This is a genomic window from Cellulomonas sp. P4_H12 (genome assembly GCF_056400905.1).
The window spans coordinates 53,504-79,132 of record NZ_JBFUKJ010000020.1 but is presented as its reverse complement, the minus strand read 5'-3'; the positions used below and the strand labels follow the sequence as shown (position 1 = coordinate 79,132).

General features: G+C 74.1%; 30 protein-coding genes. 8 read left to right on the top strand and 22 right to left on the bottom strand.

The genetic code is table 11. The features are described 5' to 3' along the window. The 4 genes from AC1DQC_RS12995 to AC1DQC_RS12980 all read right to left on the bottom strand — a co-directional run. Positions 1-348: ATP-binding cassette domain-containing protein (locus AC1DQC_RS12995; protein ID WP_477051658.1), on the bottom strand; the 348-nt coding region annotated here is incomplete at its 3' end. Further along, positions 345-1,151, bottom strand: a complete 807-nt coding sequence (locus tag AC1DQC_RS12990; protein WP_477051657.1) for an ABC transporter permease — start codon at positions 1,149-1,151, stop codon at positions 345-347. The genes AC1DQC_RS12995 and AC1DQC_RS12990, both read right to left, overlap by 4 nt. Further along, positions 1,148-1,933 (bottom strand): molybdate ABC transporter substrate-binding protein, encoded by a 786-nt coding sequence (modA, locus tag AC1DQC_RS12985; protein ID WP_477051656.1) that lies wholly within the window; start codon positions 1,931-1,933, stop codon positions 1,148-1,150. Before modA ends, AC1DQC_RS12990 begins: the two co-directional genes overlap by 4 nt. Then, positions 1,930-2,334 (bottom strand): TOBE domain-containing protein, encoded by a 405-nt coding sequence (locus AC1DQC_RS12980; protein ID WP_477051655.1) that lies wholly within the window; start codon positions 2,332-2,334, stop codon positions 1,930-1,932. The genes modA and AC1DQC_RS12980 overlap by 4 nt, the downstream gene beginning before the upstream one ends. Positions 2,335-2,433: 99 nt before the next feature. Between AC1DQC_RS12980 and ppk2 the strand changes: the two genes are divergently transcribed. Both ppk2 and nhaA read left to right on the top strand, forming a co-directional pair. Then, entirely contained in the window at positions 2,434-3,279 is an 846-nt protein-coding gene (ppk2, locus tag AC1DQC_RS12975; RefSeq protein WP_477051654.1) for a polyphosphate kinase 2, read from the top strand. A gap of 55 nt (positions 3,280-3,334) precedes the next feature. Continuing rightward, on the top strand, positions 3,335-4,714 hold the full coding sequence (nhaA, locus tag AC1DQC_RS12970; RefSeq protein WP_477051653.1) for a Na+/H+ antiporter NhaA: 1,380 nt from the start codon (positions 3,335-3,337) through the stop codon (positions 4,712-4,714). A 20-nt stretch (positions 4,715-4,734) separates the two neighbouring features. Here nhaA and AC1DQC_RS12965 read toward each other — a convergent pair whose 3' ends face one another. The 12 genes from AC1DQC_RS12965 to AC1DQC_RS12910 all read right to left on the bottom strand — a co-directional run bounded on the left by AC1DQC_RS12965 (position 4,735) and on the right by AC1DQC_RS12910 (position 14,977). Beyond that, positions 4,735-5,928: a peptidoglycan-binding domain-containing protein gene (locus tag AC1DQC_RS12965; RefSeq protein ID WP_477051652.1), complete on the bottom strand. Its 1,194-nt coding sequence runs from the start codon at positions 5,926-5,928 to the stop codon at positions 4,735-4,737. Beyond that, on the bottom strand, positions 5,925-6,317 hold the full coding sequence (locus AC1DQC_RS12960) for a DUF7144 family membrane protein (protein ID WP_477051651.1): 393 nt from the start codon (positions 6,315-6,317) through the stop codon (positions 5,925-5,927). Before AC1DQC_RS12960 ends, AC1DQC_RS12965 begins: the two co-directional genes overlap by 4 nt. Positions 6,318-6,858: 541 nt before the next feature. After that, positions 6,859-7,314, bottom strand: a complete 456-nt coding sequence (locus AC1DQC_RS12955) for an SRPBCC domain-containing protein (RefSeq protein WP_477051650.1) — start codon at positions 7,312-7,314, stop codon at positions 6,859-6,861. Further along, positions 7,311-8,099 (bottom strand): SDR family NAD(P)-dependent oxidoreductase, encoded by a 789-nt coding sequence (locus tag AC1DQC_RS12950; protein ID WP_477051649.1) that lies wholly within the window; start codon positions 8,097-8,099, stop codon positions 7,311-7,313. The genes AC1DQC_RS12955 and AC1DQC_RS12950 overlap by 4 nt, the downstream gene beginning before the upstream one ends. Continuing rightward, positions 8,096-8,605, bottom strand: coding sequence for a DsbA family protein (locus AC1DQC_RS12945; protein ID WP_477051648.1), 510 nt, complete (start codon positions 8,603-8,605; stop codon positions 8,096-8,098). Before AC1DQC_RS12945 ends, AC1DQC_RS12950 begins: the two co-directional genes overlap by 4 nt. Before the next feature lie 95 nt (positions 8,606-8,700). After that, on the bottom strand, positions 8,701-10,191 hold the full coding sequence (locus tag AC1DQC_RS12940) for an HNH endonuclease signature motif containing protein (protein ID WP_477051647.1): 1,491 nt from the start codon (positions 10,189-10,191) through the stop codon (positions 8,701-8,703). Between the two features lie 478 nt (positions 10,192-10,669). Then, complete coding sequence (locus AC1DQC_RS12935) at positions 10,670-11,041, bottom strand: hypothetical protein (protein WP_477051646.1); 372 nt, start codon at positions 11,039-11,041, stop codon at positions 10,670-10,672. Between the two features lie 144 nt (positions 11,042-11,185). Continuing rightward, complete coding sequence (locus AC1DQC_RS12930; RefSeq protein WP_477051645.1) at positions 11,186-12,211, bottom strand: NAD-dependent epimerase/dehydratase family protein; 1,026 nt, start codon at positions 12,209-12,211, stop codon at positions 11,186-11,188. A gap of 48 nt (positions 12,212-12,259) precedes the next feature. Next, the gene (locus tag AC1DQC_RS12925) at positions 12,260-12,487 is read right to left on the bottom strand and encodes a MoaD/ThiS family protein (RefSeq protein ID WP_477051644.1); all 228 of its coding nucleotides are present in this window, start codon (positions 12,485-12,487) and stop codon (positions 12,260-12,262) included. A 50-nt stretch (positions 12,488-12,537) separates the two neighbouring features. Beyond that, positions 12,538-13,092, bottom strand: a complete 555-nt coding sequence (locus tag AC1DQC_RS12920) for a methylated-DNA--[protein]-cysteine S-methyltransferase (RefSeq protein ID WP_477051643.1) — start codon at positions 13,090-13,092, stop codon at positions 12,538-12,540. Positions 13,093-13,184: 92 nt separating this feature from the next. Then, positions 13,185-13,994 carry an ABC transporter permease gene (locus AC1DQC_RS12915; RefSeq protein ID WP_477051642.1) on the bottom strand — a complete coding sequence of 270 codons (810 nt, stop codon included), beginning with the start codon at positions 13,992-13,994 and terminating at the stop codon, positions 13,185-13,187. Beyond that, positions 13,991-14,977, bottom strand: a complete 987-nt coding sequence (locus tag AC1DQC_RS12910; protein ID WP_477051641.1) for an ATP-binding cassette domain-containing protein — start codon at positions 14,975-14,977, stop codon at positions 13,991-13,993. Before AC1DQC_RS12910 ends, AC1DQC_RS12915 begins: the two co-directional genes overlap by 4 nt. An 85-nt stretch (positions 14,978-15,062) precedes the next feature. Between AC1DQC_RS12910 and AC1DQC_RS12905 the strand changes: the two genes are divergently transcribed. Continuing rightward, positions 15,063-16,022: a helix-turn-helix transcriptional regulator gene (locus AC1DQC_RS12905; RefSeq protein ID WP_477051640.1), complete on the top strand. Its 960-nt coding sequence runs from the start codon at positions 15,063-15,065 to the stop codon at positions 16,020-16,022. On the opposite strand, the gene AC1DQC_RS12900 is transcribed toward AC1DQC_RS12905, so the two are convergent. Both AC1DQC_RS12900 and AC1DQC_RS12895 read right to left on the bottom strand, forming a co-directional pair. Beyond that, positions 16,012-16,545: a nucleoside/nucleotide kinase family protein gene (locus AC1DQC_RS12900; RefSeq protein WP_477051639.1), complete on the bottom strand. Its 534-nt coding sequence runs from the start codon at positions 16,543-16,545 to the stop codon at positions 16,012-16,014. The genes AC1DQC_RS12905 and AC1DQC_RS12900 overlap by 11 nt on opposite strands. Before the next feature lie 80 nt (positions 16,546-16,625). Then, positions 16,626-17,945, bottom strand: coding sequence for a mechanosensitive ion channel family protein (locus AC1DQC_RS12895; RefSeq protein WP_477051638.1), 1,320 nt, complete (start codon positions 17,943-17,945; stop codon positions 16,626-16,628). Between the two features lie 321 nt (positions 17,946-18,266). Between AC1DQC_RS12895 and AC1DQC_RS12890 the strand changes: the two genes are divergently transcribed. The 3 genes from AC1DQC_RS12890 to AC1DQC_RS12880 all read left to right on the top strand — a co-directional run bounded on the left by AC1DQC_RS12890 (position 18,267) and on the right by AC1DQC_RS12880 (position 20,541). Beyond that, positions 18,267-19,070 carry a DNA-3-methyladenine glycosylase 2 gene (locus tag AC1DQC_RS12890; RefSeq protein WP_477051637.1) on the top strand — a complete coding sequence of 268 codons (804 nt, stop codon included), beginning with the start codon at positions 18,267-18,269 and terminating at the stop codon, positions 19,068-19,070. A gap of 118 nt (positions 19,071-19,188) precedes the next feature. Continuing rightward, complete coding sequence (locus AC1DQC_RS12885; RefSeq protein WP_477051636.1) at positions 19,189-20,238, top strand: DUF4349 domain-containing protein; 1,050 nt, start codon at positions 19,189-19,191, stop codon at positions 20,236-20,238. A gap of 9 nt (positions 20,239-20,247) precedes the next feature. After that, positions 20,248-20,541: a YciI family protein gene (locus AC1DQC_RS12880; protein WP_477051635.1), complete on the top strand. Its 294-nt coding sequence runs from the start codon at positions 20,248-20,250 to the stop codon at positions 20,539-20,541. A gap of 13 nt (positions 20,542-20,554) precedes the next feature. Here the strand turns inward: AC1DQC_RS12880 and AC1DQC_RS12875 are convergent, their stop codons facing one another. Continuing rightward, the gene (locus tag AC1DQC_RS12875; RefSeq protein ID WP_477051634.1) at positions 20,555-21,922 is read right to left on the bottom strand and encodes a pyridoxal phosphate-dependent decarboxylase family protein; all 1,368 of its coding nucleotides are present in this window, start codon (positions 21,920-21,922) and stop codon (positions 20,555-20,557) included. A 26-nt stretch (positions 21,923-21,948) separates the two neighbouring features. On the opposite strand from AC1DQC_RS12875, the gene AC1DQC_RS12870 reads away from it, so the two are divergent. Both AC1DQC_RS12870 and AC1DQC_RS12865 read left to right on the top strand, forming a co-directional pair. Beyond that, the gene (locus tag AC1DQC_RS12870) at positions 21,949-22,359 is read left to right on the top strand and encodes a TIGR03668 family PPOX class F420-dependent oxidoreductase (protein WP_477051633.1); all 411 of its coding nucleotides are present in this window, start codon (positions 21,949-21,951) and stop codon (positions 22,357-22,359) included. 192 nt (positions 22,360-22,551) lie between these two features. Beyond that, on the top strand, positions 22,552-23,559 hold the full coding sequence (locus AC1DQC_RS12865) for a hypothetical protein (protein ID WP_477051632.1): 1,008 nt from the start codon (positions 22,552-22,554) through the stop codon (positions 23,557-23,559). A 1-nt stretch (position 23,560) separates the two neighbouring features. Here the strand turns inward: AC1DQC_RS12865 and AC1DQC_RS12860 are convergent, their stop codons facing one another. From AC1DQC_RS12860 to AC1DQC_RS12850, 3 genes are all read right to left on the bottom strand, one after another. Then, complete coding sequence (locus AC1DQC_RS12860) at positions 23,561-23,824, bottom strand: PspC domain-containing protein (RefSeq protein ID WP_477051631.1); 264 nt, start codon at positions 23,822-23,824, stop codon at positions 23,561-23,563. Positions 23,825-23,951: 127 nt separating this feature from the next. Further along, positions 23,952-24,419, bottom strand: coding sequence for a mucin-associated surface protein (locus AC1DQC_RS12855; RefSeq protein ID WP_477051630.1), 468 nt, complete (start codon positions 24,417-24,419; stop codon positions 23,952-23,954). Next, complete coding sequence (locus tag AC1DQC_RS12850) at positions 24,416-25,549, bottom strand: serine/threonine-protein kinase (protein WP_477051629.1); 1,134 nt, start codon at positions 25,547-25,549, stop codon at positions 24,416-24,418. The genes AC1DQC_RS12855 and AC1DQC_RS12850 overlap by 4 nt, the downstream gene beginning before the upstream one ends. Positions 25,550-25,629 lie beyond the last annotated feature (80 nt).

The window sequence follows — 25,629 nt, the reverse complement described above, 5'->3', positions numbered from 1 at the left end:
GGCGTCCCTGGCCGGCACGCCCGCCGCGCGCGGGGCGAAGGCGACGTTCTCGCGCGCGCTCAGGTGCGGGAACACCAGCGGGTCCTGGCCGAGCAGGCCGACGGACCGCCGCTCGGGACGCAGGTCCGTCTCCACCCGGCCCTGCCACACGGCGGTCAGCGTCCGCTCCCCCACGCGCACCACGCCGTCCGCCGGGACCAGGTGCCCGGCGAGCACCGCCAGCAGCGTCGACTTGCCCGCGCCGTTGGGGCCGAGCACCGCCACGATCTCGCCCGGGTGGGCGGCGAGGGTGACGTCGAGCGCGAAGGCGCCGCGCCGGACGGCCACCTCCGCGTGCAGGGACGTCATGCGGCGCGCCCCGGCCGCCAGGCGCGCGCGGCGAGGAGCACCGCGATCGCGGCGAACACGAGGAGCAGCGACAGCGCGACGGCCGTGCCCTGCGTGACGCCGGCGCCGTTGAACGCCGAGTAGATGGCGAGCGGCATGGTCTGGGTGATGCCCGGGGAGTTGCCCGCGAACAGTGCGGTCGCGCCGAACTCGCCGAGCGCCCGCGCGAAGCAGAGCACCGTGCCGCTCACCAGGCCGGGCATGACGAGCGGGATCGTGATGCGCCGCAGGACGGTCCACGGCCCGGCACCGAGGCTTGCGGCGACGACGTCGAACCGCCGGCCGGCGGTCCGCAGGGAGCCCTCGACCGACAGCACGAGGAACGGCATCGCGACGAACGTCTGCGCGATGACGACGGCCGCGGTGGTGAACGGGATGGTGATCCCGAACCACGTGTCCAGCGACTGGCCGACCAGCCCGCGCCTGCCCAGCAGGTACAGGAGTGCGATGCCGCCGACCGTCGGGGGCAGCACCAACGGCAGCGTCACGAGGGCGCGCAGCACGTCCGCCGACCAGCCTTGGGCGCGCGCGAGCACGACGGCCAGTGGGACGCCGAGCACGAGGCACGCGACGGTGGCCGCGATCGACGTGGTCAGCGAGAGCCGGAGCGCGTCCAGAGCAGCCGGCGTCCCGATGTCCGCGGGCAGCGTCGACCAGTCCGCGCGGACGACGAGCGCGACGACCGGCAGGACGAGAAGACCGGCGGCGAGCGCGGCGGGCAGCCACAGCAGCCCGGGGACCCCGCTGTCGCGGCGCGCCCTCACGGCGCGGTGAAGCCGAGGTCGGCCAGGATCTTCTGGCCCGTGTCGGACAGCACGAGGTCGACGAACGCCCGTGCGACGTCCCGATCCCTGGCCGTCGTCAGGACCGCGATCGGATAGGCGTTGACGACCGTCGCCGCCTCGGGGACCTCGACGCCTTCGACGGTGTCGCCCGCCGCCAGCACGTCGGTCCGGTAGACCAGGCCGGCGTCGGCGTCGCCGGTCTGCACCTTGGTGAGGACGGCCTTGACGTTCTGCTCCTCGCTCACCGGCGTGAGCGTGAGCCCGGCGCCGTCGAGGAGGGTGTGCGACGCGGAGCCGCAGGGCACCTCGGCGGCGCAGAGGACGACCTTGCCGCCCGACGTCGAGAGGGCCGCGAGGTCCGACAACGTGGTGATGTTCTTCGGGTTGCCGGGCGCGACGACGATCTCGAGCGTGTTCGTCGTGAAGACGGTCGGGGTTCCGTCGGCCAGGCCGGCGTCCGTCACCGTGGCCATGTTCTTCTCGTCCGCCGAGGCGAAGACGTCCGCCGACGCCCCGGCGACCAGCTGCGTGGCGAGCGTCGACGACCCGTCGTAGGTGGTCGGGTGGACCGTGACCCCGGGGTTCTCGGCCGCGAACTCTGCGCCGAGGGCGTCGAACGCTCCCTGCAGGGAGGCCGCGGCGAAGACGGTGAGCTCCCCCGTGAGCTCGGGGCTGCTGGGTTCGGGCGTGGCAGGCGTGCCGGTGGAGCAGCCCGCCAGAGCCAGCAGGACGGCGGCGGCCACGAGGGCGCGAGCCCTCACCGCTGGGCCCGCGGGGTCTCGACGAGCACGGTCGTGGCCTTCACCACGGCGGTCGCGCGCGAGCCGACCTCGAGCCCGAGCTCGCGCACCGCCTCGCTCGACATCAGCGACACCAGCCGGAACGGGCCGGCCTGCAGCTCGACCTGCGCCATCACGGTGTCCATGAGGATTCCGGTGACCAGCCCCGGCAGCCGGTTGCGCGCCGAGCTCGTGCCCGCGGCGGCGTCCTCGGGGGTCCGGGCGCGCTCGACGGCCAGCGCCGCGAGCTCGACGCCGTCGACCACGCTGCGGCCGGCGGTATCGGTCCGGGCCGCCAGGACGCCCGAGTCGACCCACCGACGGAGCGTGTCGTCGCTCACGCCCAACAGCTGGGCCGCCTCGCTGATCCGATAGTCCGTCACGAACGCGATCGTAGTGCCGTAGATGCGGMTGTCCAGCGCGTCTCGATCCGAGGATGCGGAACTCGGGCGGGAGCGCACCGGGAACGATAGCGTCCGGCCATGGCGAAGAAGTCCGGCAAGAAGTCCAAGAAGAACAAGATCCCGAACGACGTCTACGAGGCCGAGCTCGCCCGCCTGCAGGCCGAGCTGGTCAAGGTCCAGCTCTGGGCCCAGGAGACCGGGGCCCGGATCGCCGTCGTCTTCGAGGGCCGAGACGCCGCAGGCAAGGGCGGCACGATCAAGCGGGTCGCGGCCTACCTCAGCCCGCGTGTCGTGCGCGTCGCCGCGCTGCCCACCCCGAGCGAGCGCGAGAAGACCGAGTGGTACTACCAGCGCTACGTCGCGCAGCTGCCGGCGGCGGGCGAGATCGTCCTGTTCGACCGCTCCTGGTACAACCGTGCGGGCGTCGAGAAGGTCATGGGCTACTGCACCAAGGCCGAGTACCAGCGGTTCATGCGCCAGACCCCGACCTTCGAGGAGATGCTCATCGAGGACGGGATCCTGCTGCGCAAGTACTGGTTCTCGGTGTCGGACAAGGAGCAGCTCAAGCGGTTCCGCTCGCGGCTGAAGGACCCGCTGCGGCAGTGGAAGCTGAGCCCGATGGACCTCGAGTCCATCAGCCGGTGGGAGGAGTACTCCCAAGCCAAGGACGAGATGATGGTCCACACCGACACGACGAAGAGCCCGTGGTTCGTGGTGGAGTCCGACGTCAAGAAGCACGCGCGGCTCAACATGATCAGCCACCTGCTGTCCACGCTCCCGTACACGAACGTGCCGCCCGAGAAGGTGGTCCTGCCCGAGCGCCCCGCCGCCTCGACCGGCTACAAGCGGCCCCCGCGGGAGCTGTACACGTATGTCCCGGACCACGCCGAAGCGGTGCGTGACGACGCCGAGAAGGACTCCTGACGCCGACGGCGAACGCCCGTTGCGTCGCGGCCGATGACCTGCGACGTTGATCCGCATGTCGACGACCTCGACCTCCACCTCACCCGGTCCCGCGCTGCGGGTCTCGCTGCCCGGCCTGCAGCCCTCCGTCAAGGACTTCCTCACCAACGAGGCCGGCAGCGCCGTCTACCTGCTGGCCGCCACCGTCGTGGCACTGATCTGGGCGAACTCGCCCTGGGCCGACGCGTACGAGTCGATGTGGTCCACCATGGCCGGCTTCCACATCGGGTCGTGGGGCGTCGAGCTCGACCTGCACGGCTGGGTCAACGACGYGGCGATGGCGATCTTCTTCGCGGTCGTCGGCCTGGAGATCAGCCGCGAGGCCACCACGGGAGACCTGCGGGACAAGCGGACGGTGGCCGTGCCCGCCCTCGGCGCGCTCGGCGGCCTGCTCGTCCCGGTGCTCATCTACCTGGCCTTCAACGGCGGGACCGACGCCGCGCACGGCTGGGGCGTCGTGATGTCGACGGACACCGCGTTCCTCGTCGGCATCCTCGCGTTGTTCGGGCCCAAGTGCCCGGACCGGCTGCGGCTGTTCCTGCTCACCCTGGCGATAGTCGACGACATCGGCGCGATCACCGTGATGTCGGTGTTCTACACGTCCGAGGTCGACATGGCCGCGCTCGGGGTCGCCGCCGCGATCGTCGTCGGCATCGTCGTGCTGCGGTGGCTCAACGTCTGGCAGCTGGCGCCGTACGTGGTCGCCGGCATCGCCCTGTGGTTCGCGGTCCAGGCGTCCGGCGTGCACGCCACCCTCGCCGGCGTCATCGTCGGCCTGCTCGTCCCGGCCCGCCCGGCGGACCAGGAGACCATCGAGGAGGTCGCCGGGTACGGCCGCAAGCTCATCGACGACGCCACGGCGGAGCGCGAGCACCTCGCCGAGCTCGCGGCCCGGGCAGCGGTGCCGACGAACGACCGGCTGCAGCGCCTCCTGCACCCGTGGAGCGCCTTCGTCGTCGTGCCCCTGTTCGGCCTCGCCAACGCAGGGATCAGCCTGGACGCGGAGTCGCTGCAGGCCGCGGCCCAGTCACGGCTGGCCATCGGCGTCGCGGTCGCGCTCGTACTCGGCAACGCGATCGGCATCACCGGCGCCGCGACGCTCGCCCTCAAGCTCGGGCTCGGCGAGCTCCCCGGCCGCGTGCGCTGGGGCCACCTGCTCGGCGGCGCGGTGCTGGCCGGCATCGGGTTCACCATCTCGCTGTTCATCGCCGGGCTCGCGTTCGACGACCCGACGCAGCTCGACAACGCCAAGATCGGCATCCTCGCCGGCTCGCTCACGGCGGCCGTGCTGGGCTCGATCCTGCTGCGGTGGCTGGGCGAGAAGCTGCCGCTGTGCTCGCCGCTCAGCGACGCCCCGCCGCCGCTGCCTCCGTTGCCCTGGCGGGCGCCCGCCTAGCTCGGCGGGCGCCCGCCCGGTCATCCCTCGTCGGTCGGCGACGGCTCCTCGGTGGGGGCCTCGGTCGACGGCTCGGCGGAGGCGGCGGCCTTGGCGGCGGTGAGGGCCGCCTGGAACGCCGCGAGGGTCGCCGCGTCGACGGTGCCCGTCACTGGGACGCCCAGGTCGGTCTGCGCCGCGCCGACCGCGGCCGTGAGCGCGTCCGACCACTGACCGTCGATCGGACCGTCCCAGTACCCCGCCAGCTTGAGGGTCTGCTGCAGGGCCGCGGTCGTCGCCGTCGCCACCTGGGCGTCCGCGCCGGCCTTGGCCTCCACCGCTGCCTGCAGCGCCGCCGCGGTCGCCTTGTCCACGGTCCCCGTCTCGGGCAGGCCGTTCTCCTTCTGCAACGCCTGCACCGCGGCGACCGTCTGGGGGCCGTAGATGCCGTCCACCGCGCCCGTGTAGTACCCGGTGTCCGCCAGCGACTGCTGGAGCGCGACCGTGTAGGCGCTCACCGTCGCGCTCGCCTGCGCCTGACGCTCGTCGGAGAGGCACCCCGAGTCGGCGAACAGCCGGAGCCAGGCCATCTCGAGGGCCACGGCCGCCGAGTTGAACTGCTCCGAGGCCTGCACCAGCGGCGTCTCCTGCGTGATCCCCGCCTGGGCCGACGCGAACTCGTCCTCGGCCTGCTGGACGCGGGTCACGCTGGCCTCCGGCACGGTGGGCACCGGGCTGGGCGACTCCTCGGTGGGCTCGGGCGCGGGCTCGCCGGCGGCCGCCGCCTGGGCGGCGGCGAGCTCGGCCTGAGCCGCGGCGAGGTCCTGCTGCGCCTGGACCACCGCCTCCCGCGCGTCGACGGCCTTCTGGCCGGCATCCTTCGACTCGGCCGCGGGGTCGGCGAGGTCGGTGCCGGCCGTCTGGACGTCCCCGACGGTGACCTCCGTCTGGTTCAGCACGTCGCCGTAGCGGTCGAGGGCCGTGATGTAGGTCGAGCTCGCGTCGCAGAACGCCGCTCCGGCGTCCGTCGCCGCGGCCTGCGCATCGGCAAGCGCCTGCTCCTTGGCCGTGACGTCCGCCTGCGCGACCTCGACGTCCGACTTGGGCGTGGGCTCGGGACCCGCGTTGTCGCCCGTGCACGCGGACAGCAGGAGCAGCAGGCTCGTGCCGACGGCGACGGCGACGGACGCGTGGCTGCGACGTCGCGCCGACCCGCGGGCTGCGCGCGCGCTCATCGGACGATGTCCCGACCGTGGACCGTCAGCGCCCAGATGACGAAGACGTCGAGCGCGATGATGACGGCGCTCCACACCGGGTAGTACGGGAGCCACGCGAAGTTGAGCAGGATGCTCAGGCACACCACGGCGACGCCGACGGCCCGGGCCCACACCGCCCCGCCGAGCACGAAGAAGCCGGCCAGCAGGACGACCAGACCGGCGACGAGGTGGATCCACCCCCACGTCGTGACGTCCAGCTCGAAGATCCACTCCCGGCCCGCGACATAGAACGTGTCGTTCGCGATGGCCACCACCCCCTGCACCGCGTGCAGGACGCCGACGAGGATCATCATCGTCGCGGCGAACACGGTGAGGCCGACCGCAAATCCACTGCGTTGCTCTGTCACGTTGGGATCCCTCTGTCGATGTGGCGATGACCCATGGACGTGTCGTCGATGGTCCTGAGGCTGGCCCCCGCCCGGTCGCCAGCCGGATCGGTACGCCACGGGCGCAGCCGGCGGGACCCCGCGGCGGGTTCATTCACCCGTGGGGGTCGGCGCGGTCGCACGGCGCCGCGGGCTCGGGAGCTCGGGGATCCAGGACATGGCGCGGTGGGCATGACGGCCACCCGACCGTTCCGCGTCACGCGACCCTCCTCTGGATCGACCGAACCGCATCTGATCTGGATCATTGCGGACATTCGGGGCGTTGACCAGCACCGGAGCGCGGGGCTCGGCCCCATTTCGAGCGCCCCGCGAGCCCGCGGGCTCGGTCACAGCCGCCGCCGTCGGCGCACCGACCGACCGGCGGGACCGGCGTCCGCACGTCGAGGTCCGCGTCGTGCCGACCGCGCGGCATCGCTTGCCCGGACCAGCCCACGCGAATCCCCGGGCCGCTACGGCTGACGGTCGGCCCGACCGGCCGCGAGCGCGGCGTAGCGCTCGAGCATCAGAGGCCAGTCCGCCCCCGGTAGCCGTTACCCGCCGCGAACGCGGCGTAGCGCTCGAGGGTCTGGGGCCAGTCCGTGAACTTGTCCCGGAAGCCGGCGTTGCCCTCGTCCCAGCCGCCGTGCTCGAGCTCGACGCGCGTTCCGCCCTCGTCGAGCGGCACGAACTGCACGGTGATCCGGCTCGGGTGGTTCGGGGTCTGCCCGAGCGTGGAGGTGTGCACGACGAGCGCACCGCGGGCGACGGCAAGGACCCGTCCCCACTCGACCTCGCCGCGGGTCGCGTCGACCAGGTAGACCCGGCCGCCGACGCGCGGTTCGATGCGGGCCCCGACGAAACCGGCGGGGTCGGGCGTGTAGTCGGGGTGCCACCACTGCCCGATCCCGTCGACCCAGGCGTCGAACGCCTCGACCGGCGTGCAGTCGACGACAAGCTGGTGCCGGATCGGCTCGGTCACGACAGCGGGTCGCCGTCGCCGTACGAGCCGAGCCGCAGGGTGCGCGCGTCGGACGCCAGGATCGCGGGCGTCGCCGCGAGCAGCGACTCGACGGTCTCGGTGCCGGCGCGCACGAAGCGCCCGGACAGCGCGTCGAGCTCCCCGTCCCCGAACGCCCGCACCAGCTCGGCGACCGCCGCGACCGGCGTCCACTCGGTGCGTCCCGCATGCATCGGCATGGTCGTCGTCATGGTGGTCTCGACGTGACCCGGCGCCAGGTCGAGCACGCGGATGCCCTGGTCCCGGTACTGCGCGTCGAGCTGCGTGGTGAACCGGGCCAGCGCGCCCTTGCTCACGGCGTAGCCGGTGTAGCTGGTCATGGCGCGGTGGCCCGCACCGGAGTTGAGGTTAAGCACGCGCCCGGCGCCGCGGGCGAGCATGGCGGGCAGCACCGCGTGCGTGACGAGCAACGGCCCCCGGACGTTCGCCTCGATGACGCGCCAGGAGTCCTCGACGTCGTCGTCGACGAACGGCACCTCCGCCCGTTCGATGACGCCGGCGTTGTTCACCAGCAGCCCGATGCCGCCCAGCGCCTCCTCGACCCGCGCCACCGCGTCGAGCACGGCCGTGCGGTCGACGAGGTCGGCCGCGGCGACGAACGCGTTCCCGCCGATCTCCTCCGCCACCGCGTCGAGGAGCGCCCGCGTACGACCCACGAGCGCCACGGCGTACCCCGCCTGCGCCAGCCCGAGCGCGATCCCCCGGCCGATCCCCCGCCCAGCCCCCGTGACCAGCGCCGTCCTCACTGCGCCGCCTCGACGGCCTCGCGCAACCGGTCGAGCGTGACCTTGCCGTGGAACCGCGCGCCGTCGATGAACAAGGTCGGCGTGCCCCGCACTCCGAGCTCGATGCCGGCGGCGTAGTCCGCCGAGATGGCCGCGGCATAGGCCTGCGCGCCGTCGCCGGCAACCTCCGACGGGTCGAGACCCAGTGCGCGCGCCGACTCACGCAGGTCCTGCTCCGCAAGCCGGTCCTGATGGCTCATCAGCTCGGCGTGCATCTGCCAGAACTTCCCGTGCGCGCCTGCCGCCTCCGCCGCCAGAGCGGCCGACAGCGCGTAGGGATGCACCTCGAACAGGGGGAAGTGCCGCCACACCAGCCGAACCCGTCCGTCGGACGTGTCCACCAGCTCGCGCAGCGCCGGCGCAGCGGCACGGCAGTACGGGCACTCGAGGTCGCCGAACTCGAGCACGGTGACCGGGGCGTCGACACGGCCGTACACGTGCCGCTCGGCGGGGACGTCGTCTGCCATGGGTCGAGGATGCCTGACGACGCCAGGTCCGCGACACTCGAACGCCCGCCGGCTGGAGGCCTGCTCCGGACGTGCCTCAACGTCGGAGCCACCTGTCAGGTGCGGAGTGGGTGTCCGTGGCGGTCGGTGAAGGACCATCGGCCGGTGGGGTCGTGGGTGATCTCGATGCCGCGGTCGTGCACGAGTTCGTGGTGGTGCCAACAGAGCAGGCATCCGGTGTGCACGTCGGTGGAGCCTCCGTCGCGGTGCCAGTGCTGGGTGTGGTGCACCTCGGACAGCACGGGTGGGGCGTCGCAGTCGGGGTACTGGCAGTGCCGGTCGCGGGCGATGATCGCACGCCGTTTGGCCCCCGAGTAGGTCCGTTCGGCCCGGCCGACGTTCAGGATCTGCGACTGGGGTCCGAACACGACCCGGGTGATCGCCGAGTCACACGCCAACCGGGCCAGGACCGTGTCGGGGATCGGCCCGGTGCCGACGAGCTCCGCCACACCGAACCGGTCCACATCCACACCAGGTGCCGGCAGGACGCCGCGGGAGGGCGCGAGGTCGTCGTGCGGTGCGGACAGGTCTGACCCGGTGACTGGGCTGCGGTCCTCGGGTCCCCCAGATGGCGCCGGTCGGCTGACCCGATGACCGGGCTGCCCTGTCCCAGCGGCTGGTGCCGGTCCGTCGCTGGGGTGGTGGAGGGCGCGGGACAGGGTGGTCCAGTCGACCAACGCGGTGATCTGCGGGCGGTGGGACCCGGTGGCGCCAGTCAGGTCCCGGTCCAGGACCAGCCGGGTCAGGTTCACCAGGGCCCCGGCGCGGCGCCGCGCCGCCGGCAGCCCGGCCGTCTCTGTGCTCTTGGTGGTGACCGCGGCTAGGGCGGCGGCCAGGGCGTGACCGTGCTCGGTGGTCAAGAACCCCCGCAGGTGGCACCCGTCCATCGTCTGGGCCAGGCTGAAGAACTCCCGCTCGGCCGCCTTGCGGTACCCGCGGTCGTCCGCGTCCGGGTCCGCCGCGGCGGCCCAGCGGCGGGTCAGCACCCGGAACTGGGCGATCGGCAACGAGGCCGCGTGCTCGAGCAGGAAGTCCTCCCCGCACTCGGGTGCGGGTGCGGCCAGCGCGGTGCGGCGCTGGTCGGTGTTCGCCGCCGCGGCCATCGCCTGCGCGGCCTCCAAGGGCACGGTCCCGGCCACGCTCAACGCCGCGGTAGCGGGCAGGGCATCGCGGAACGCCCGCCCCAACGCCACCAACCCCGCCGCCTGCCCGTGCGAGAGCCGGCCCTGCGCGGCGACCCAGGTGGTGATCGACCGGGCACCGTCCAACGCCCACCACCCGTCGGCCTCCACCACCGGGACCACCCGGGCCGCGATCGCGGACAACCGCCCCGCCAACCCCAGGGCCTCGCGGACCACGTCTACCGCCGCCGCACCCTCCAGGCGCCCAGCTGAGCTCGTGGGGTCGGCCGCGGCCGCCAACTCATCAACCGCAGCGGTCAACGCCGCCAACACCGCAGCCACCGACCCGGTGCCCGCGGAGGCGGACCGCCCGCTCGCAGCGGAGCCCAGGGGTGCCGCACCGTCGGAGAACTCCTCGACCGACATCGACACCACCTCCTCCGCGACCCAGGACGGACCAGTGAACCGGCCCCAACAATCCCGCTACGAAGAAGTGTTCCAGGCACCACTGACATTCACCGGCACATTCCCCCCCGAAAGTGCGAGAAGGGCCCACTTATCCACAACAACACAGGTCAGAGCCTCACGAGCCCGTCGTTGACCCGTCCACAGCCCCGAATTCACGACGCCCATCCACAGAACGATGAGCGACGAAACAATGCACCCGTTCCTGTGGAATCGGATTTCATGTGTGCCGCTTGCGTGGTCCAGGCCCGAGGTAGAGACGAAAGCCGTGGCGCGCTCCGCACGTGAAAGGGACGCATCAGCAGCGAAACGGAATGCACACGTTCGGCGAGCCCGCCCCGGTGCTTACCGATCGCGTCACGGCAACTGGCCCCGGCTGCCCCGATCTGGACACCGGTCGGACCGTCCCCGCACCAGGTGTCTCCCGCCGGGTGCCGGGTCAGCCTTCTGTCGGCTCAACCTCGCGGCCGGTGGCGCCATCGATCAGCGCCCGGTTGCCGAACGGCTCACTGAGGGTCACCTCGACAGGGTCCTGGCAGGCGGGGCCGGAGCTGCGCCGCGTCGAGACGACCGTGACCGTCACGTCGTCGTCGGCCTCGACAACCTCAGGCTCGGGGTCTCCGTGGCAGGTGTTGATCCACAGGTGGAGCACGTCGTCGTCGACGGACCAGCCGACGATGTGCTGCGGACCTCGGGACTCGGCGGGCGAGCAGGCGGCGAGGGTGCCGAGGACTGCCAGGACGCCGACGCCACGCAGGACGCCGCGACCGGGCGCCAGCGCGCTGTGCCGGTGCTCCCGCGGCGAGGCCATGGCGGCGACGCTACGCGGCGTGGGGCGCCGGAGTGTGGGCCGCCAGTCACGGTTCGACGTCGACCGATGGCGCACGGCGAGATGGCTGTCGAATAAGCGCCGTGCCCTCGGAGTGACTCGCCGGGCATCGAAGGAGCGACAGCCTCAGCGCCGCCGCGGCCGCAGCGGAGGACTCGCCGTCCCCGCGCCGGCCGCGATGCCGTCCACGAGGTCGCGGACGGCGTCGATGGCCGACGTGCGCGGCCGCCAGTCGAGCTCGCGCTCGGCACGGGAGGTGTCGAGCAGCGGCGCGCTGAGCGCCATGTCGAGCCACCCCGGTCCGACCGGTACCGCCCGGGCGTGCCACGCCGCCGCGACCACCGCCCTCGCCTGGGGCACCGCGACGTCGCGCAGCCGACCACGCGCCACGACGTCGGCGATCTCCGGGCCGCGCAGGACGTCGGGCGCAGCGATGTTGAAGGGTCCGCGGACGCGCCGCACCACCGCCTCGCGGTAGGCGTCCGCGAGGTCGTCGGCGTGCACCGCCTGCAGGCGCAGCCCCGTGGGCCACGGAAGCACGGGGAGCCGACCGGCGATGGCCCGCTTCGGCGCCCAAGGACCCAGGAAGTACCGCGAGATCTCGTGCCCGGCGGCACGCTGGAACACCAGCGCCGGCCGGAGCCGGGCGATCGCGAGGTCCGGGTAGCGCTCCTCGACCTCGTCGAGAACACGCTCGACGGCCGCCTTGTCCACGGAGTACGACGACGAGCGCACGCCGTCGGTGGCCCACCCCTCCCCGCGCGGGACGTCGTCGGGCGCGGGCGAGTAGGCGCCGACGCTGGAGGCCACGACGACGTGCGGCACCCCGGCCCGACGAGCCGCCTCGACGACGTTCCGCGTGCCCGACACGTTGATGTCGTGGAGCCGGCGGCGGTCGTGGCTCGGCTGGATGGCCCAGGCGAGCTGGACGACCGCGTCGGCGCCGGCCAGCGCGGGCTGGAGCTCGTCGACGGCGGCCGGCGCTGCGACGTCGCACGCGACCCAGGTGGCCACGTCGTACGGACCGGGCGGCGCCTGACGCGGGACCCGTCGCGCGACCCCGACCACCGAGGTCACGGTCCCGTCGTCGACGAAACGCCGGAGCAGGGCCGTGCCGACGTTGCCGCTGGCTCCGACGACGACGACTCTCATGCGCCCACGCTCGCAGCGATGCGGGCGGGCCGCATCCGGGAGGCGTTGTCAGCCGCCGGGGAGCACGTCGACGACGTCGCTGGGCGCCAGGGCCGCGGCGTCGTCGGAGCGCACGCCGTCGACCACGAACGAGCACCCGCCGATCAGCTGCGCCAGCTCGCCGCCGTGCCGGGTCAGCACCTGGGCGCGCAGCTCACCGACCGTCGAGGCGGGAACCTGCTCGGCGGCGGTGCCGGCGGCCTCGGCGGCGGCCGCCACGTAGCGGACGAGCGCCATGGGTCCATGCTGCCACCGGACCGTCGGCCCGGACAGGGACCCGACCGACATCAGAAGAGCAGGTGCTCCCGCGGACGGCCCTTGGCCTCGAGCCCGAGCAGGAACCGCTTGCGGTCGAGCCCGGCGGCGAAGCCGGTCAGCGACCCGTCGGCGCCGATGACCCGGTGGCACGGCACGACGATGGCGATCCGGTTGCGGCCGTTGGCCGCGCCGACGGCGCGCGACGAGGTCCGGGGGTCCAGCCCGATCTCTGCGGCCAGGTCGCCGTAAGAGCGCGTCTGCCCGTACGGGATGCGCAGGAGCCCCTCCCACACGCGGCACTGGAAGGTGGTGCCGACGAAGTGCAGCGGGAGGTCGAACTCGGTGCGCTCGCCGGCGAAGTACTCGTCGAGCTGCGCGCGCACGTGGTCGAACTCGTCGTCGGCCCGCTCGCCGAACGGACCCTGGACCGCCTCGTACTTGGACCCGGGGAGCAGCAGCGCGCTCAGCCCGCCGTCGTGCGCGACGAGCGTGAGCGGGCCGAGCGGCGAGGGCACGACCGCGTGCACCACGCGCACCTCGTCGAGAACCCGAAGATCCGATGCGAGCTCCCCCTGGATCGTCATGGTCGACATCATTCCCCCACCCACTGACAACGCCCGCCCGCCGTGCGTCTCTGGAAGGAAGACGCACGACGGGCGAGCGGTGTGAGGTGCGGTCAGTCGGCGCTGCGCAGCAGCGTGCGCACCCCGACCACGAGCCCGACCGCCGCGGTGAGGACGGCGGCGAGCCACCCGGCCGCGACGGCGCCGCTGGTCAGGTCGCCGGCGAACAGGGCCCGCTCCGCCTCGACCACCCACCGGAGCGGGTCGAAGGCCGACGCCACCTTCATCCACTGCGGCCCGGTCTCCAGCGGCAGGAGCATGCCGGACAGGATGAGGAGCGGGAACAGCACGGTCTGCTGCACCGCCCAGAACATCCACTCCTGCTTGCGCACGGCGATGGCGAGCGCGTAGCTCAACGACCCGAGCCCGACGCCGAGCACCGCCAGCATGGCGAGCCCGAGCGCCGCCCCGGCGGGGTCGGCACGGAAGCCGAACGGCAGCATGACCACGATGACGATCACGGCCTGGGCCACGAGCGGCACCATCTCCTTGAGCGACCGTCCCACCAGCTGCGCCGAGCGGGACAGCGGCGTCACCAGCAGCCGCTCGTGCGCCCCCGTCTGCATCTCGAACTGCAGGTTGGAGCCGGTGGTCGAGGTGCCGAACAGGGTCGTCATCACGAGCACCGAGGGCACGAACCACTGCCAGACCTCGGCGGAGCTCAGGCCGTCCGACGTGCCGACCAGCAGCGGGCCGAACAGCCCGAGGAACACCAGTGGCTGGACCAGGCCGAACACGACGGAGAACGGCTCGCGGACCACCGGCCGCAGCTCGCGGGTCATGACGAGCCGCACGTCGGCGAGCCACGACCGCCGGACCGCGGTCTCGGTGCGCACGGGCGGGGTGACGGTCAGGGTGCTCATGCTGCGACCTCCTCGGTCGGTGCCGTGGTGCCCGACTCGCGCAGGCTGCGGCCGGTGAGGGCCAGGAACACGTCGTCGAGGGTGGGCCGGACGGCGACGGCCTCGAGCAGGGGCGCGCCCGCGGCGGACGCGGCGAGCACCAGCGACGGGACGGCGACGCCCGCATCAGCCAGGCGGGCCTCGACCCGCGCCCCGTCGACCGTCACGTCCCGGGCACCCGGCAGCGCCTCGACGATCGTCGCGACGCGGCCCGCGGTCCCGTCGAGCGCGACGGTCAGCACCACGCGGTCGCCCGCGAGGGTCCGCTTGAGCCCGTCGGCCGTGTCGTCGGCGATCACCTGGCCGTGGTCGACGACGACGACGCGCTCCGCCATGGTGTCGGCCTCGTCGAGGTAGTGGGTGGTCAGCACGATCGTCATGTCGTGCTCGGCGCGCAGCCGCTGGATGTGGTCCCAGAGGTTGGCGCGGTTCTGCGGGTCGAGCCCGGTCGACGGCTCGTCGAGGAACAGCAACGAGGGCGCGTGCACCAGGCCGAGGGCGACGTCGAGGCGGCGGCGCTGGCCGCCGGACAGGTCGGAGACCTTGCGCCTGGCCAGCGCCGTCAGGTCGAGCGCGTCCAGCAGCTCGCCCGTCCGCCGCCGGGCGGAGGCGCGGTCGAGCCCGTACACCTGGCCCTGCATGGTCAGCTCGTCGGCGGCCCGCTGCTGGTGACCGGCGCCGTTGCCCTGACCGACGTAGCCGATGTGCCGCCGGACCGTCGCGGGGTCGGCGACGACGTCGACGCCCGCGACCGTCGCGGTGCCGGACGTCGGGCGGACGAGCGTGGTGAGCATGCGCATGGTGGTGGTCTTGCCCGCACCGTTCGGCCCGAGCACGGCGACGAGCTCGCCGGGCGCGATGTCGAGGTCGATCCCGCGCACGGCGTGCACGGTCTCGGTGCGGCTCACCACGAAGTCCTTGGTGAGTCCTCGCGTCTGGATCATGGGTTCTCCTCGTGAGTGGGTACGCACCGAGCCTGCTCGGCGTAGCGGTCAGCTCCTGTCCGCTATGCGATGCGATCCTGAGGACATGTCGACCCCGTCGTCCCGTCTCCTCTCGCTGCTGTCCCTGCTCCAGGCGCGCCGCGACTGGCCCGGCGGCGTGCTGGCGGACCGGCTCGGTGTCAGCCCGCGCACGGTGCGCCGCGACGTCGACCGGCTGCGCGAGCTCGGCTATCCCGTGCACGCGTCGAAGGGACCCGACGGCGGCTACCGGCTCGACGCGGGCACCCAGATGCCACCGCTGCTCCTCGACGACGAGCAGGCCGTCGCGCTCGTCGTGGCGCTGCAGACCGCGTCGACCGGCGTCGCGGGGGTCGACGAGGCAGCGGTGCGCGCGCTGGCGACGCTGCGGCAGGTCATGCCCGCGCGGCTGCGCACCGCCGCCGACGCGCTGCAGGTCACGGCCGTCACGCGCGGCGGCGGCCGTCCGCAGGTGGACCAGGCCGTGCTGCTCGCGGTGGGCGCGGCGGTCCGCGCCCGGGAGGTGCTCCGGTTCGACTACGCCGGCGGCAGTGACGCCGGCCCGCGCCCGGCCCGCCGCGCGGAGGCCCACCACCTGGTCACCTGGGGCGGCCGCTGGTACCTCGTCGGCTACGACCTCGAGCGGGGCGACTGGCGCACGTTCCGGGTGGACCGGATAACCCCGAAGACGGGTTCCGGCCCGCGCTTCGCGCCCCGGGAGCTGCCCGCGCCCGACGTCGCGGCCTTCGTCGCCGAGCGGTTCCGCGAGATCGACCCGTGGCCGTGCCGGGGCGAGGCGGAGGTGGACATGGCGGCCGCCGAGGTCGCCCGCTGGGCCGGCCGCGGCGCGCTGGTGGAGGCGCTCGGCGACGACCGCAGCCGGGTCGTCCTGCGCGCCTGGTCGTGGGACGGGGTCGCGGCGACGTTCGCGATGTTCGGGGTGCCGCTGCGCGTGGTCGGGCCGCCCGAGCTGGCCGACGCGATGCACCGCCTGGCCGACCGGGTGACCGCCGCGGTCACGGCATGAGCACCGCGGGGTGCCGGGGGTCGTCCACGTGCACGACGACGTCGGCCAGCTCCACCGGGAGCATCTCCTCGTCGTAGCGCGCGAAGGCGGGGAGCACCCACCGGTCCCCCGAGGGCGTCCGCCGCTCGAGCGTGGCCGGGCGCACCGTCAGGTGGACGGCGACCTCGTGGTCGAGCCACCGGCCCAGCAGCGTGCTGCCGTCGAGCAGCAGGACGGCACCGTCGCCCGCGTGCGCGTACGGGGCACGGGTGGCGCGGTCGGTGGCGGCGTCCCACAGCGTCGGCAGGTACCGGCCGGTGGCGACGAACGGGTCGAGCACCTCGCGGCCGAGCGCGCGCAGGTCGAGCCTGTCCTCGAGGTACGCGTCGGCGTCGTCCCGGCCGTGCTCGAACCGCACGGAGGCGGGGCGCAGGAAGTCGTCGGCGCGCACGCGGGCCACCGGGCGGCCGGCCGCCCGCAGGGGCTCGACCAGGGCGTCCGCGAGCTCCCCGGGCCGCGTCGGCGGTGCGCCGTCGACGAGCACCCGGACACGTCCCGGCCTCGCGACGACCAGCCGGACGAGGCGGTCGACGAGGGCGTCGGTGCTGACGGGCTGGATCGGGCTCAGGGCTGCCGGCCCTCGCCGTGGTCCTCGGCGGTCTGCTCCCGCTCGTCGATGACGTCCTGGCCCGGTCCCGAGAAGTTTCGGGACCGTTCGAGGGCCTCGATGCTCCCCGTGAACAGCCGCGAGTCCTGGCCGCCGCCCGTGCGGATGGTCTGCGTCTCGTCCGTGGACCACGCGCCCGGCACAGGGAGCGTCGGCGTCGGGGTGGTCTCCGGCCGGGCGCGGCGCCCGGACGCGGGAGCCGGCGCCGACGGTGCCGCCCCCTCCCACCGGGTCTTGGGCAGCGCCTGCGGCGCCTCGCTCTGCAGCCAGCCCACGAGCCCCTCGCGCACGTAGCACCGCAGGTCGAAGAGGGTGGGCGCGTCGACGGCGCTGGCCAGGGCGCGCACGCGCACCACCCCGCCGATCGCGTCGGTGACCTGCAGGATGCCCACCCGGTGGTCCCAGAGGTCGGTGTCCTGCAGCAGCCGGTTGAGCTCGGCGCGCATGGCTTCCACCGGCACCTCCCAGTCGACGTCGAGCTCGACCGTGCCCAGCAGGTCGGCCGCGCGCCGGGTCCAGTTCTCGAACGGCGTCGTCGTGAAGTACGTGGACGGCAGGATCAGGCGGCGGTCGTCCCAGATGTGCACGACGACGTACGTCAGGGTGATCTCCTCGATCCGCCCCCACTGCTCGTTGACGACGACCACGTCGTCCACCCGGATGGCGTCGGTGAACGCCAGCTGCATCCCGGCGAACACGTTGGCCAGCGAGCTCTGCGCCGCGAGGCCCGCCACGATCGAGATGAGCCCGGCCGAGGCGAGCAGGCTGGCGCCGAGAGCGCGCGCCGGCGGGAACGTGAGCAGGATCGCGGCGATCGCACAGACCACCAGCACGGCGACCGTCAGGCGCCGCAGCACCTGCACCTGGGTCCGGATGCGACGCGCGTGGCGGTTGTCGGCGACGTCGATGCGGTACCGCTGGAGCGCGGCGTCCTCGAGCACGAACGCGAGGCTCCCGATGAGCCACGCCACGGTGATGATGAACGCGATGAGCAGCGCGTGCTCGGCGGTCCGGGTCCAGTCGGCCGGGTCCGTGCTCAGCCGCAGCGCGATCCACAGGGCGACCACCAGCAGGACCGCCCGCATGGGCTTGCGCGACCGCCGCGTCAGGTCGGCGGCGACGGCGGACCGGCGGGCGACCCGGCGGACCACCACGCCGATGAGGGTGGCCGCGAGATAGGCGACGACGACCGCGGCGAGCAGCGACACCGTGGGCACGACGACGCCCTGGACCTCGTCGGACACGGAGTCGCCGGTGGAGGCGAAGAGCAGGTGCACGGTGCCAGCGTACGTAGGTGCGCCCCGCCCCCGTTTCTGGGGGACGGGGCGCCACGGAGAGGCGTCTCGCCGGCACGAGGCTTGGCGCACTCCCTGAACCCTCACGGGCGGTCCGGCTCTCGCCGTGACCCTCGGCAACGCGGTCCGTACTTGCGACCGGCTGGTCGCCCTGGGCATCCCGCGGCGATCAGCTAGAACAGTTCTAGCACTGTCATGGGAGGGGCGCATCCTTTCCATGTGTCGATCTCGTGTTGGTAAAGCCCGCGGCCGGTACGGTCGGAAGGATTCGACTCGGAGGCCACCATCCCCACCACCCTCGTCGTGCGGCGACCGTTCGACCCCGCTCCCGCGCTCGCCTCGCTCGTCGCGCACGCCGTCCCCGGCGTCGAGGTGGTCGACGGCAGCACGGTCCGGCGCGTCGTCGACGGCGACGTCGTCACGGCGACGCTGGCGCAGGACCGCGTCGACCTCACCGCCTCGCCCGGCACCGGCGTCGACCTCCACGAGCTTGCCGACGCCTGGTTCGGGCTCGCCGACGACCTCGACGCGGTGCGCGACGCGTTCGCCCGGGACGAGGTGCTCGGCCCCCTGGTCGGCGCTCGGCCCGCCCTGCGGATCCTCGGCCATCCCGACGGCTTCGAGGCCGCGGTCACGACCGTGCTCGGTCAGCAGGTGTCGCTCGCCGCGGCCCGGACGTTCGGCGGTCGGCTCGCCGCCGCCTACGGCGCCCCCGGTCCCGACGGGCTGACCGTCTACCCGTCGCCGGCCACGCTCGCGTCCGTCGACCCGGCCGAGCTGCAGGCCGTCGGCCGCATCACCCATGCCCGCGCGCGCACCCTGCACGCGCTCGCCCAGGCGTGCGCCGACGGGCTGGTGCTCGCCCCGGGGGCCACCGACGTCCGACCGCGACTGCTCGCCCTGCCCGGCATCGGCCCGTGGACGGCCGACTACCTCGCGCTGCGCGTGCTCGCCGACCGCGACGCGATGCCGGTGGGCGACCTCGTGCTGCGCCGCGCGCTCGGCGTCCCGACGGACCGCGACGTCGCCCGGTTGGCCGAGCCATGGCGGCCGTGGCGCGCCTTCGCGGCGGTGCACCTGTGGACCGCGACGGCGTACACCCTCTGAGCAGGCACGACGCGCTGCGGTGACGGCCCGGTCACGATTCGGTGCGTGCGGTGGCGTCGCCGTCACAGTTGAGTCACAGGCAACCCGCAGCCTCGCGGACGGCCCTACGGTCACGGCCATGAACCCGACGACGCGCCGCCCCACCTCGAAGGCCCACGGCCGCACCGCTCGCCTCGCGGCGGTCGGCGTCCTCGCACTGAGCGCCACGCTCGGCGCCTGCTCGGCGGGAGACAGCGGCTCRTCCGCCGACTCCGGCTACACGGAGACCGAGTCCGACGGCAGCGCCGTGGGCGCCGACCAGGGCGGCGGGGCGGACGCTGCCGCCCAGGACGGCGCGCAGAGCGCCGACGGGTCGGCCGCGAGCGCCGCAGACGCGAACCGCCAAGTGGTGCAGACCGGGGACGTCGCGATGTCGGTGGAGAAGCCGCAGGCCGCCGCCGACGCCATCGTGCGGCTCACCGAGGACGCCGGGGGCCGGGTCGACGACCGGTCCGAGAAGGCCCAGACCGACACGGAGGTCGCCCGCGCCGCGCTCACCCTCCGCCTCCCGGCCGCCGCCGTGACGCCGACGCTCATCGCCCTGCGCGACCTCGGCACGGTCGACACGGTGGACCTCGCCAAGAAGGACGTCACGTCCGCCGCGCGCGACCTCGACGCCCGCATCCACGCCATGCAGCTGTCGGTCGGCCGGATGGAGAACCTGCTGGCCACGGCGACCACCCACGACGACATCGTCACCGCGGAGAACGCCCTCACCGAGCGTGAGACCAGCCTCGAGGAGCTGACGTCGCAGCGTGCGGCGCTCGCCGAGCAGGTGTCGCTCTCCACCATCCACGTCACGCTCGTCGGCCCCGACCTGCCGCCGTACGTCGAGCCGCCGGCACCGCCGGTGGAGCCGACCGGCCCGCAGTCGTTCCTCGAGGGTCTGGCGACGGGCTGGGGCTCGTTGGTCGAGCTGGTCTCGGGCATCGTCATCGTGGTCGGCGTCCTCATCCCCTGGCTCGCCTTCGGCGGCGCGATCGCGGCGGGCGTCGTGGCCCTGGTTCGCTGGTCCCGGCGGTGGCGCACGCCGGTGACCGCCCGGCCCCTCGCCGCGGGAGCCGGCAACCCGTTCGACCCGCCGGCGGGGCCTCCGGTCGCGCGTCCCGTGGATCCCGACGAGCACTGACGAGGAGCCATGACCCGGTTCGTCCTGCTGCACGTGCGCGGTCCGGCGGTCCCCGACGGTGAGGCCGTCCGGGACCAGCCGGGCATCGCCGACCACTACGCGTTCCTGCAGCGCCGGCACGCGGCGGGCGAGCTGGTCGCCGCCGGTCCGTTCGAGGACCGCGAGGGCGACGGGATGACGGTCCTCGACGTCGAGTCCCTCGACGAGGCCGTGCGGCTGGCCACGCGGGACGACCGGTCCGTGGTCGACGGGGTGCTGACGGTGACGGTGCGACCGTGGCGCGTGGTGCTGTCGCGAGACTGAGCCGTGCGCGACGTCAGCCGGCGGCGCGACGGACGGCGTCGACGGAGCGGGCGACGTCCTCGTCGTCGGTGGACCAGTTGCTCACCGAGACGCGCAGGACGTCGCGGCCCTGCCAGCGGGACCCGGACATCCACGTGACCCCGTCGGCCAGCACGCGCGCCGTGACCGCCCGGGTCCGCTCGTCGGTGCCGAACGCGACGCTGACCTGCGTGAAGACGACGTCGTTGAGGATCTGCGCGCCGTCGATCGCGGCGATGCCGTCGGCGATCTGGCGCGCCCGCGCGACGAGCCCGTCGACCAGGTCCTCGACACCGGACCGGCCCAGCGACCGCAGGGCCGCCCACACCGGCACGCCGCGCGCTCGTCGGGAGAGCTCGGGCACCTTCTCCATCGGGTCCCCCGACCCCTGGAAGGTCGCGAAGTAGTCGGCGCGCATGCCGAACGCCCGTCGCAGCGGCTCGGGGCGGGCGACGATCGCCAGGCCGCAGTCGTAGGGCACGTTGAGCGTCTTGTGCGCGTCGGTGCCCCACGAGTCGGCCCGCTCGTAGCCGGTCAGCAGCCCCCGGAGCCGCGGCGAGGCGGCCGCCCAGAGACCGAAGGCGCCGTCGACGTGCACCCACGCGCCGCGGGCGTGCGCCGCGTCGATCGCCTCGGCCATCGGGTCGGACGCGCCGGAGTGCAGGTTGCCCGCCTGCAGGCACACGATCGTCGGGCCGTCGCCGAGGAGCCGCTCGAGGTCGCCGACGAGCAGACGTCCTTGCCGGTCGGCCGGCACCACGGTCGGCGCGCCGAGTCCCAGGTAGCGCAGCGCGAGGTCGACCGTCTCGTGCCGCTCGGCTCCCACGAGCACGCGGATGCGCGGCGCTCCGGTCAGCCCGTCGCGGTCGAGGTCCCAGCCCACGTCCGTCAGAACCTCCTGGCGCGCCGCGGCCAGGCCGGTGAAGTTCGCCATGGTCGCGCTGGTGACGAAGCCGACGTCGGCGCCGGCGGGCAGCCCGAGCAGGTCGAGCGCCCACGCGCCGGCGACCTCCTCGACGGCGACCACGCCCGGCGTCGAGTGCCGCAGCGCCGTGTTCTGGTCCCACGCGCTGACCAGCCAGTCCGCCGCGAGCGCGGCCGGGTGCGTGCCACCGATGACCCAGCCGAAGAACCGACCGGAGGGCATGCTCATGAGGCCGGGCTCGATGCCGGCGGCGAGCTCGTCGACCACGACCTCCGGCGAGGTCGGGCCGTCGGGCAGCGGGCCGCCGAGCACGGCGACCAGCTCGTCGGCGTCGGCGCGGGGGCGGACGGGACGCTCGGGCAGCGACGTCAACCACTCCTGGGCGTGCCGCGCCGCGCGCTCGAGCGCCGGGGCGAACGCCGGCCACCGTGCCGTCATCGCCCCAGCCTCCCAGAATGGCTGCCGTGAGGGAGCAGGAGTGCCGCCGACGGTTCGCCGCCGCCGACCGGGCGGTGCTGGCGACGACCGGCGCGGACCAGCTCCCGCACCTGGTCCCCGTGACGTTCGCGCTCGTCGGCGACGTGGTCGTCGTGAGCGTCGACCACAAGCCCAAGCGCACCACCGACCTGCGGCGGCTGCGGAACATCCGGGAGAACCCGTCGGTCGCCTTCCTGGTCGACCACTGGTCGACCGACTGGTCCGAGCTCTGGTGGGTCCGCGCCGACGCCGGCGCGGAGGTGGTCGACGGGCCCCCGACCGCCGAGGAGCTGGCGGCCCTTCAGGAGCGGTACCCGCCCTACCGGGACGTGCCCCCGCGCGGGCCGGTCGTCCGGGCGCGGGTGCACCGCTGGACGGGATGGTCGGCCAACGGGTGAACGGGTTGCCCCGTGACCGACAAGATCACCCGGTCGATTCGTCCTCCGGTGTCTGCGGATCGCGGTTTTGCGCGCGGATCGCCCGGCCCGCTCACCCGGACGGACGAGTCCGGTCGTGGACATCGCCTCTACCGTCTGCCTCGGACTGTCCGGCCCGATCCAGTCCGGATCAGGTGGGTCGAGGAGGTGGACGTGAGCGCAGCGGGCAAGGACCCGCAGTGGCGGGATGCGGAGCGCTTCGCCGAGAGGCACGCGCGCACCGTCCTCGCGCGCACCGACGTCCGCGTCACGCCCACGGGGACCTCGACCGAGCTCGACCTGGTCGGCGCCGACTTCGCGGGTCGCGTCGAGCACCGCCGGAGCCCGGTCGGCCGCGGCGACCTCGAGGACCTGCGGGCGGCGGCGGGTGCCTCGGTCGCGGTCTTCTACTCCCGCTCCGGCTACACCAAGACCGCGGTGCTGTGGGCCGAGGAGCACCGGATCGCGCTCTTCGGCTACACCGGGACGGGCTACGCCGCACCGGTGAACCAGTGCGCGGTCGAGCTCATGCACCGCGGGCAGACCGAGAGCGAGCAGCACGTGCGGGTGGCCACCGAGCAGGTGGCCCGCCGCGCGACCGCGGCACGCCAGGCGGCCGAGCGGCGCGAGCGCGAGGCGCACGCCGAGGTGATGCGCGCCGAGAACGAGGCGCGCGAGGCCGCCGAGCGCCGTCGGGTGGCCCGCGTCCGGTCCGAGACCCTGCTGGGTCGCACGGTCGTGCTGCTGCTCGCCATCCAGCTGGACCCCGATGCCCTGCGCCACACGATCGAGCGCCTAGCCCAGTCGACGCTGGTCAGCGCGGTGGCCGACGCCTCGGTGCGGATGCCGATGAACGACCGCCCGCACGCCGTCGCGCTCGTGCGGTCGCTGGTCGACGACGCCGCCGCGGCGCTCGAGGTGCTGACGCCGCCCGACGCGCGCGACACCGCCAACTACCGGGCCGCCCGGCAGACCGTCGAGCGCGCCCTCGACGCGCTCGACGCCGCGGCCGGTGCCGGCATCGTCGGGCACCTGGCCCCCGAGACGGTGGCGGCGCAGATGCGCCAGGCCGAGCGCTGCTGGCGATCGCTCGTGGACGAGCTGGAGAAGGCCGTCCCCGGCCAGACGAGCCCCTTGGTCCCGTCGCAGCGCCGGCCACGTCACCTCTCGTCGACCGTCTAGGTCACCCAGCCGAGCCCGCCGGCGCCGCCGGTGCCGTCGGCGCGGCCGGGGCCCAGCGCTCGGTCGGCATGAGGATCCAGAGGATCGGGTAGATCAGCAGCTGGCTGCCCGGCAGGACCAGGAGGACCAGCACGAACAGGAACCGTGCGGGCCACGGGTCGAGGCCGAACCGGCGGCCGAGGCCGGCGCAGACGCCGCCGAGAATGCGGCCGTCCGCCGGCCGGACCAGACCCTGGCGAGCCATGCTGTCGTGGATGGTGCCCATCGTCGTGCTCCTCTCGCCGGCCGCCGTCGACCGGACTCCCCCAGCATGCGACGGCCACCCCACCGAGCACATCGGTGATCGCCCGGACCCGGCCCCTGAGCCTGACCCCTCGGACCCTGGTCGCGCGCTACTTGCCGCCCTTGCCCGCGCCCTTGCCCTTGTCCTTGCCGGGGGGCGCGGGCTTCGGGGCGGGGGCAGGCGCGTTGCTCGTCGCCGCCTGGTCGGCAGCCGCCTGGTCGGCGGCCGCCTGTTCTGCAGCCGCCTGGTCGGCCGCGGCCTGCTGTGCCGCGGCCTGCTCGGCGGCGACGCGGTCGCGCTCGGCCGTGATCTGCGACTCGACCTCGTCGAGGGCCGCGTCGACCTCGCGGTACCGGGCGGTCGAGACCTGATCCGCGTCGACCCCGGCGTCGAGCTCCGTCCGGGCTTCGCCCAGCAGGGCGAGTGCGTCGTCCCAGCGCGCCTCGGCCGAGGCCTGGGTGACGGCGAGCACGGTGCTCTGGAGGGTGTGCGCGCGGTCGGGGGCCAGGTCGGGGCGGCCCCCACACCCGGCGACGAGGAGGGCGACGCCCAGGACGAGGACGAGGACGCGCCTCATGGCTCGACGCTCCCCTGCAGCCGGGTCAGGGACTCGCCGATCGTGCCCGACACGGCCGGATAGGACGGCGCATCGGTCGGACCCGGTCCGCCRGCCACCTGCCCGACGAGCACCGCCCCGCCCACCAGCAGCACCGCCGCGCCCGCGGCGACAGCCCAGCGCGCGGAGCGCACGCGTGCCCGCCGGCCGGGCGACTCCGTCGAGACCTCGTCGTCCAGCACCGGCATGACGGCGGTCTCTGCCGGCGTCGGTCCGGCGCCGACCGTCGCGAGCGCGGTCGCCACCTCCTGTGCGCTGGGCCGCTCATCGGGCACCAGGCGCGTCATGCGCGCAAGCAGCTCGTGCAGGTCCGGCGGCAGGTCCGCAGGCACGGGAGGCACGGTCGTCAGCCGGACCGCCGCGACCTCGGCGGGCGTGCCGGTGAACGCGGGCCGACCCGTGACGCACTCGAGGAGGACCAGACCGAGCGCGTAGACGTCGCTCGCCGGGCCGAGCGGGCCACCGGCGGCCTGCTCGGGGCTCAGGTAGCTCATGGTGCCGAGCGTCATGCCCGTCAGGGTCAGGCGCGTGGCGCCGGCCAGGCGGGCGATCCCGAAGTCGGCCAGCTTGACCGCCGGGCCGCCGGCATCGTCGTCGAGCGCGTCCGGGCCGGTCAGCAGCACGTTCGCCGGCTTGATGTCGCGGTGGACGATGTCCCGCGCGTGGACCACCGCGAGCGCCTCCGCCAGCTCCTTGCCGACGGTCACCGCCTGGCGGACGCTGAGCTCGCCGCGCTGCAGCCGCTCGGCCAGCGTCGGTCCGGCGACGAGCTCCATGACCAGGTACACCTGCTGCGACCCGTCGTCCCCGTGCACCGTGCCCGCGTCGTGCAGCGTGACCAGGCCGGGATGGCTCAGGGTCGCCAGGACGCGGATCTCGGCGCGGTTGCGCAGGAGGTCGTCGCCGTCCTCGGGTGCCGCCGGGAACACCTTGACGGCCACGTCGCGCTCGAGGAGCAGGTCGCGCGCCCGGTGCACGGTCGCCATGCCACCCCGGCCGAGCACGCCGTCGAGCCGGTACCGGCCGTCGAGGACCGACGGCCGGTCCTCGTCCGACGTCTCGGGGCGCCGCCCGCTGACATGTCCCAGCACGTCGCCCGACGCTAGGCCGTCGTCGTGGCACTCGCACGCCGGGCGCGGGTGAGAACGGTCGGGCCCACTCGGACGAGGGG

What these genes read in the sequence shown, in the direction of transcription:
- AC1DQC_RS12945 (WP_477051648.1), bottom strand. Translation starts at nt 8,605, where the DNA reads ATGGCAGACGACGTCCCCGCCGAGCGGCACGTGTACGGCCGTGTCGAC.
- AC1DQC_RS12965 (WP_477051652.1), bottom strand. Translation starts at nt 5,928, where the DNA reads ATGAGCGCGCGCGCAGCCCGCGGGTCGGCGCGACGTCGCAGCCACGCG.
- AC1DQC_RS12860 (WP_477051631.1), bottom strand. Translation starts at nt 23,824, where the DNA reads ATGGGCACCATCCACGACAGCATGGCTCGCCAGGGTCTGGTCCGGCCG.
- ppk2 (WP_477051654.1), top strand. Translation starts at nt 2,434, where the DNA reads ATGGCGAAGAAGTCCGGCAAGAAGTCCAAGAAGAACAAGATCCCGAAC.
- AC1DQC_RS12855 (WP_477051630.1), bottom strand. Translation starts at nt 24,419, where the DNA reads ATGAGGCGCGTCCTCGTCCTCGTCCTGGGCGTCGCCCTCCTCGTCGCC.
- AC1DQC_RS12875 (WP_477051634.1), bottom strand. Translation starts at nt 21,922, where the DNA reads ATGACGGCACGGTGGCCGGCGTTCGCCCCGGCGCTCGAGCGCGCGGCG.
- AC1DQC_RS12935 (WP_477051646.1), bottom strand. Translation starts at nt 11,041, where the DNA reads ATGGCCTCGCCGCGGGAGCACCGGCACAGCGCGCTGGCGCCCGGTCGC.
- AC1DQC_RS12880 (WP_477051635.1), top strand. Translation starts at nt 20,248, where the DNA reads ATGACCCGGTTCGTCCTGCTGCACGTGCGCGGTCCGGCGGTCCCCGAC.
- AC1DQC_RS12925 (WP_477051644.1), bottom strand. Translation starts at nt 12,487, where the DNA reads ATGGCGCTCGTCCGCTACGTGGCGGCCGCCGCCGAGGCCGCCGGCACC.
- AC1DQC_RS12910 (WP_477051641.1), bottom strand. Translation starts at nt 14,977, where the DNA reads ATGATCCAGACGCGAGGACTCACCAAGGACTTCGTGGTGAGCCGCACC.
- AC1DQC_RS12930 (WP_477051645.1), bottom strand. Translation starts at nt 12,211, where the DNA reads ATGAGAGTCGTCGTCGTCGGAGCCAGCGGCAACGTCGGCACGGCCCTG.
- AC1DQC_RS12915 (WP_477051642.1), bottom strand. Translation starts at nt 13,994, where the DNA reads ATGAGCACCCTGACCGTCACCCCGCCCGTGCGCACCGAGACCGCGGTC.
- AC1DQC_RS12940 (WP_477051647.1), bottom strand. Translation starts at nt 10,191, where the DNA reads ATGTCGGTCGAGGAGTTCTCCGACGGTGCGGCACCCCTGGGCTCCGCT.
- AC1DQC_RS12920 (WP_477051643.1), bottom strand. Translation starts at nt 13,092, where the DNA reads ATGACGATCCAGGGGGAGCTCGCATCGGATCTTCGGGTTCTCGACGAG.
- AC1DQC_RS12905 (WP_477051640.1), top strand. Translation starts at nt 15,063, where the DNA reads ATGTCGACCCCGTCGTCCCGTCTCCTCTCGCTGCTGTCCCTGCTCCAG.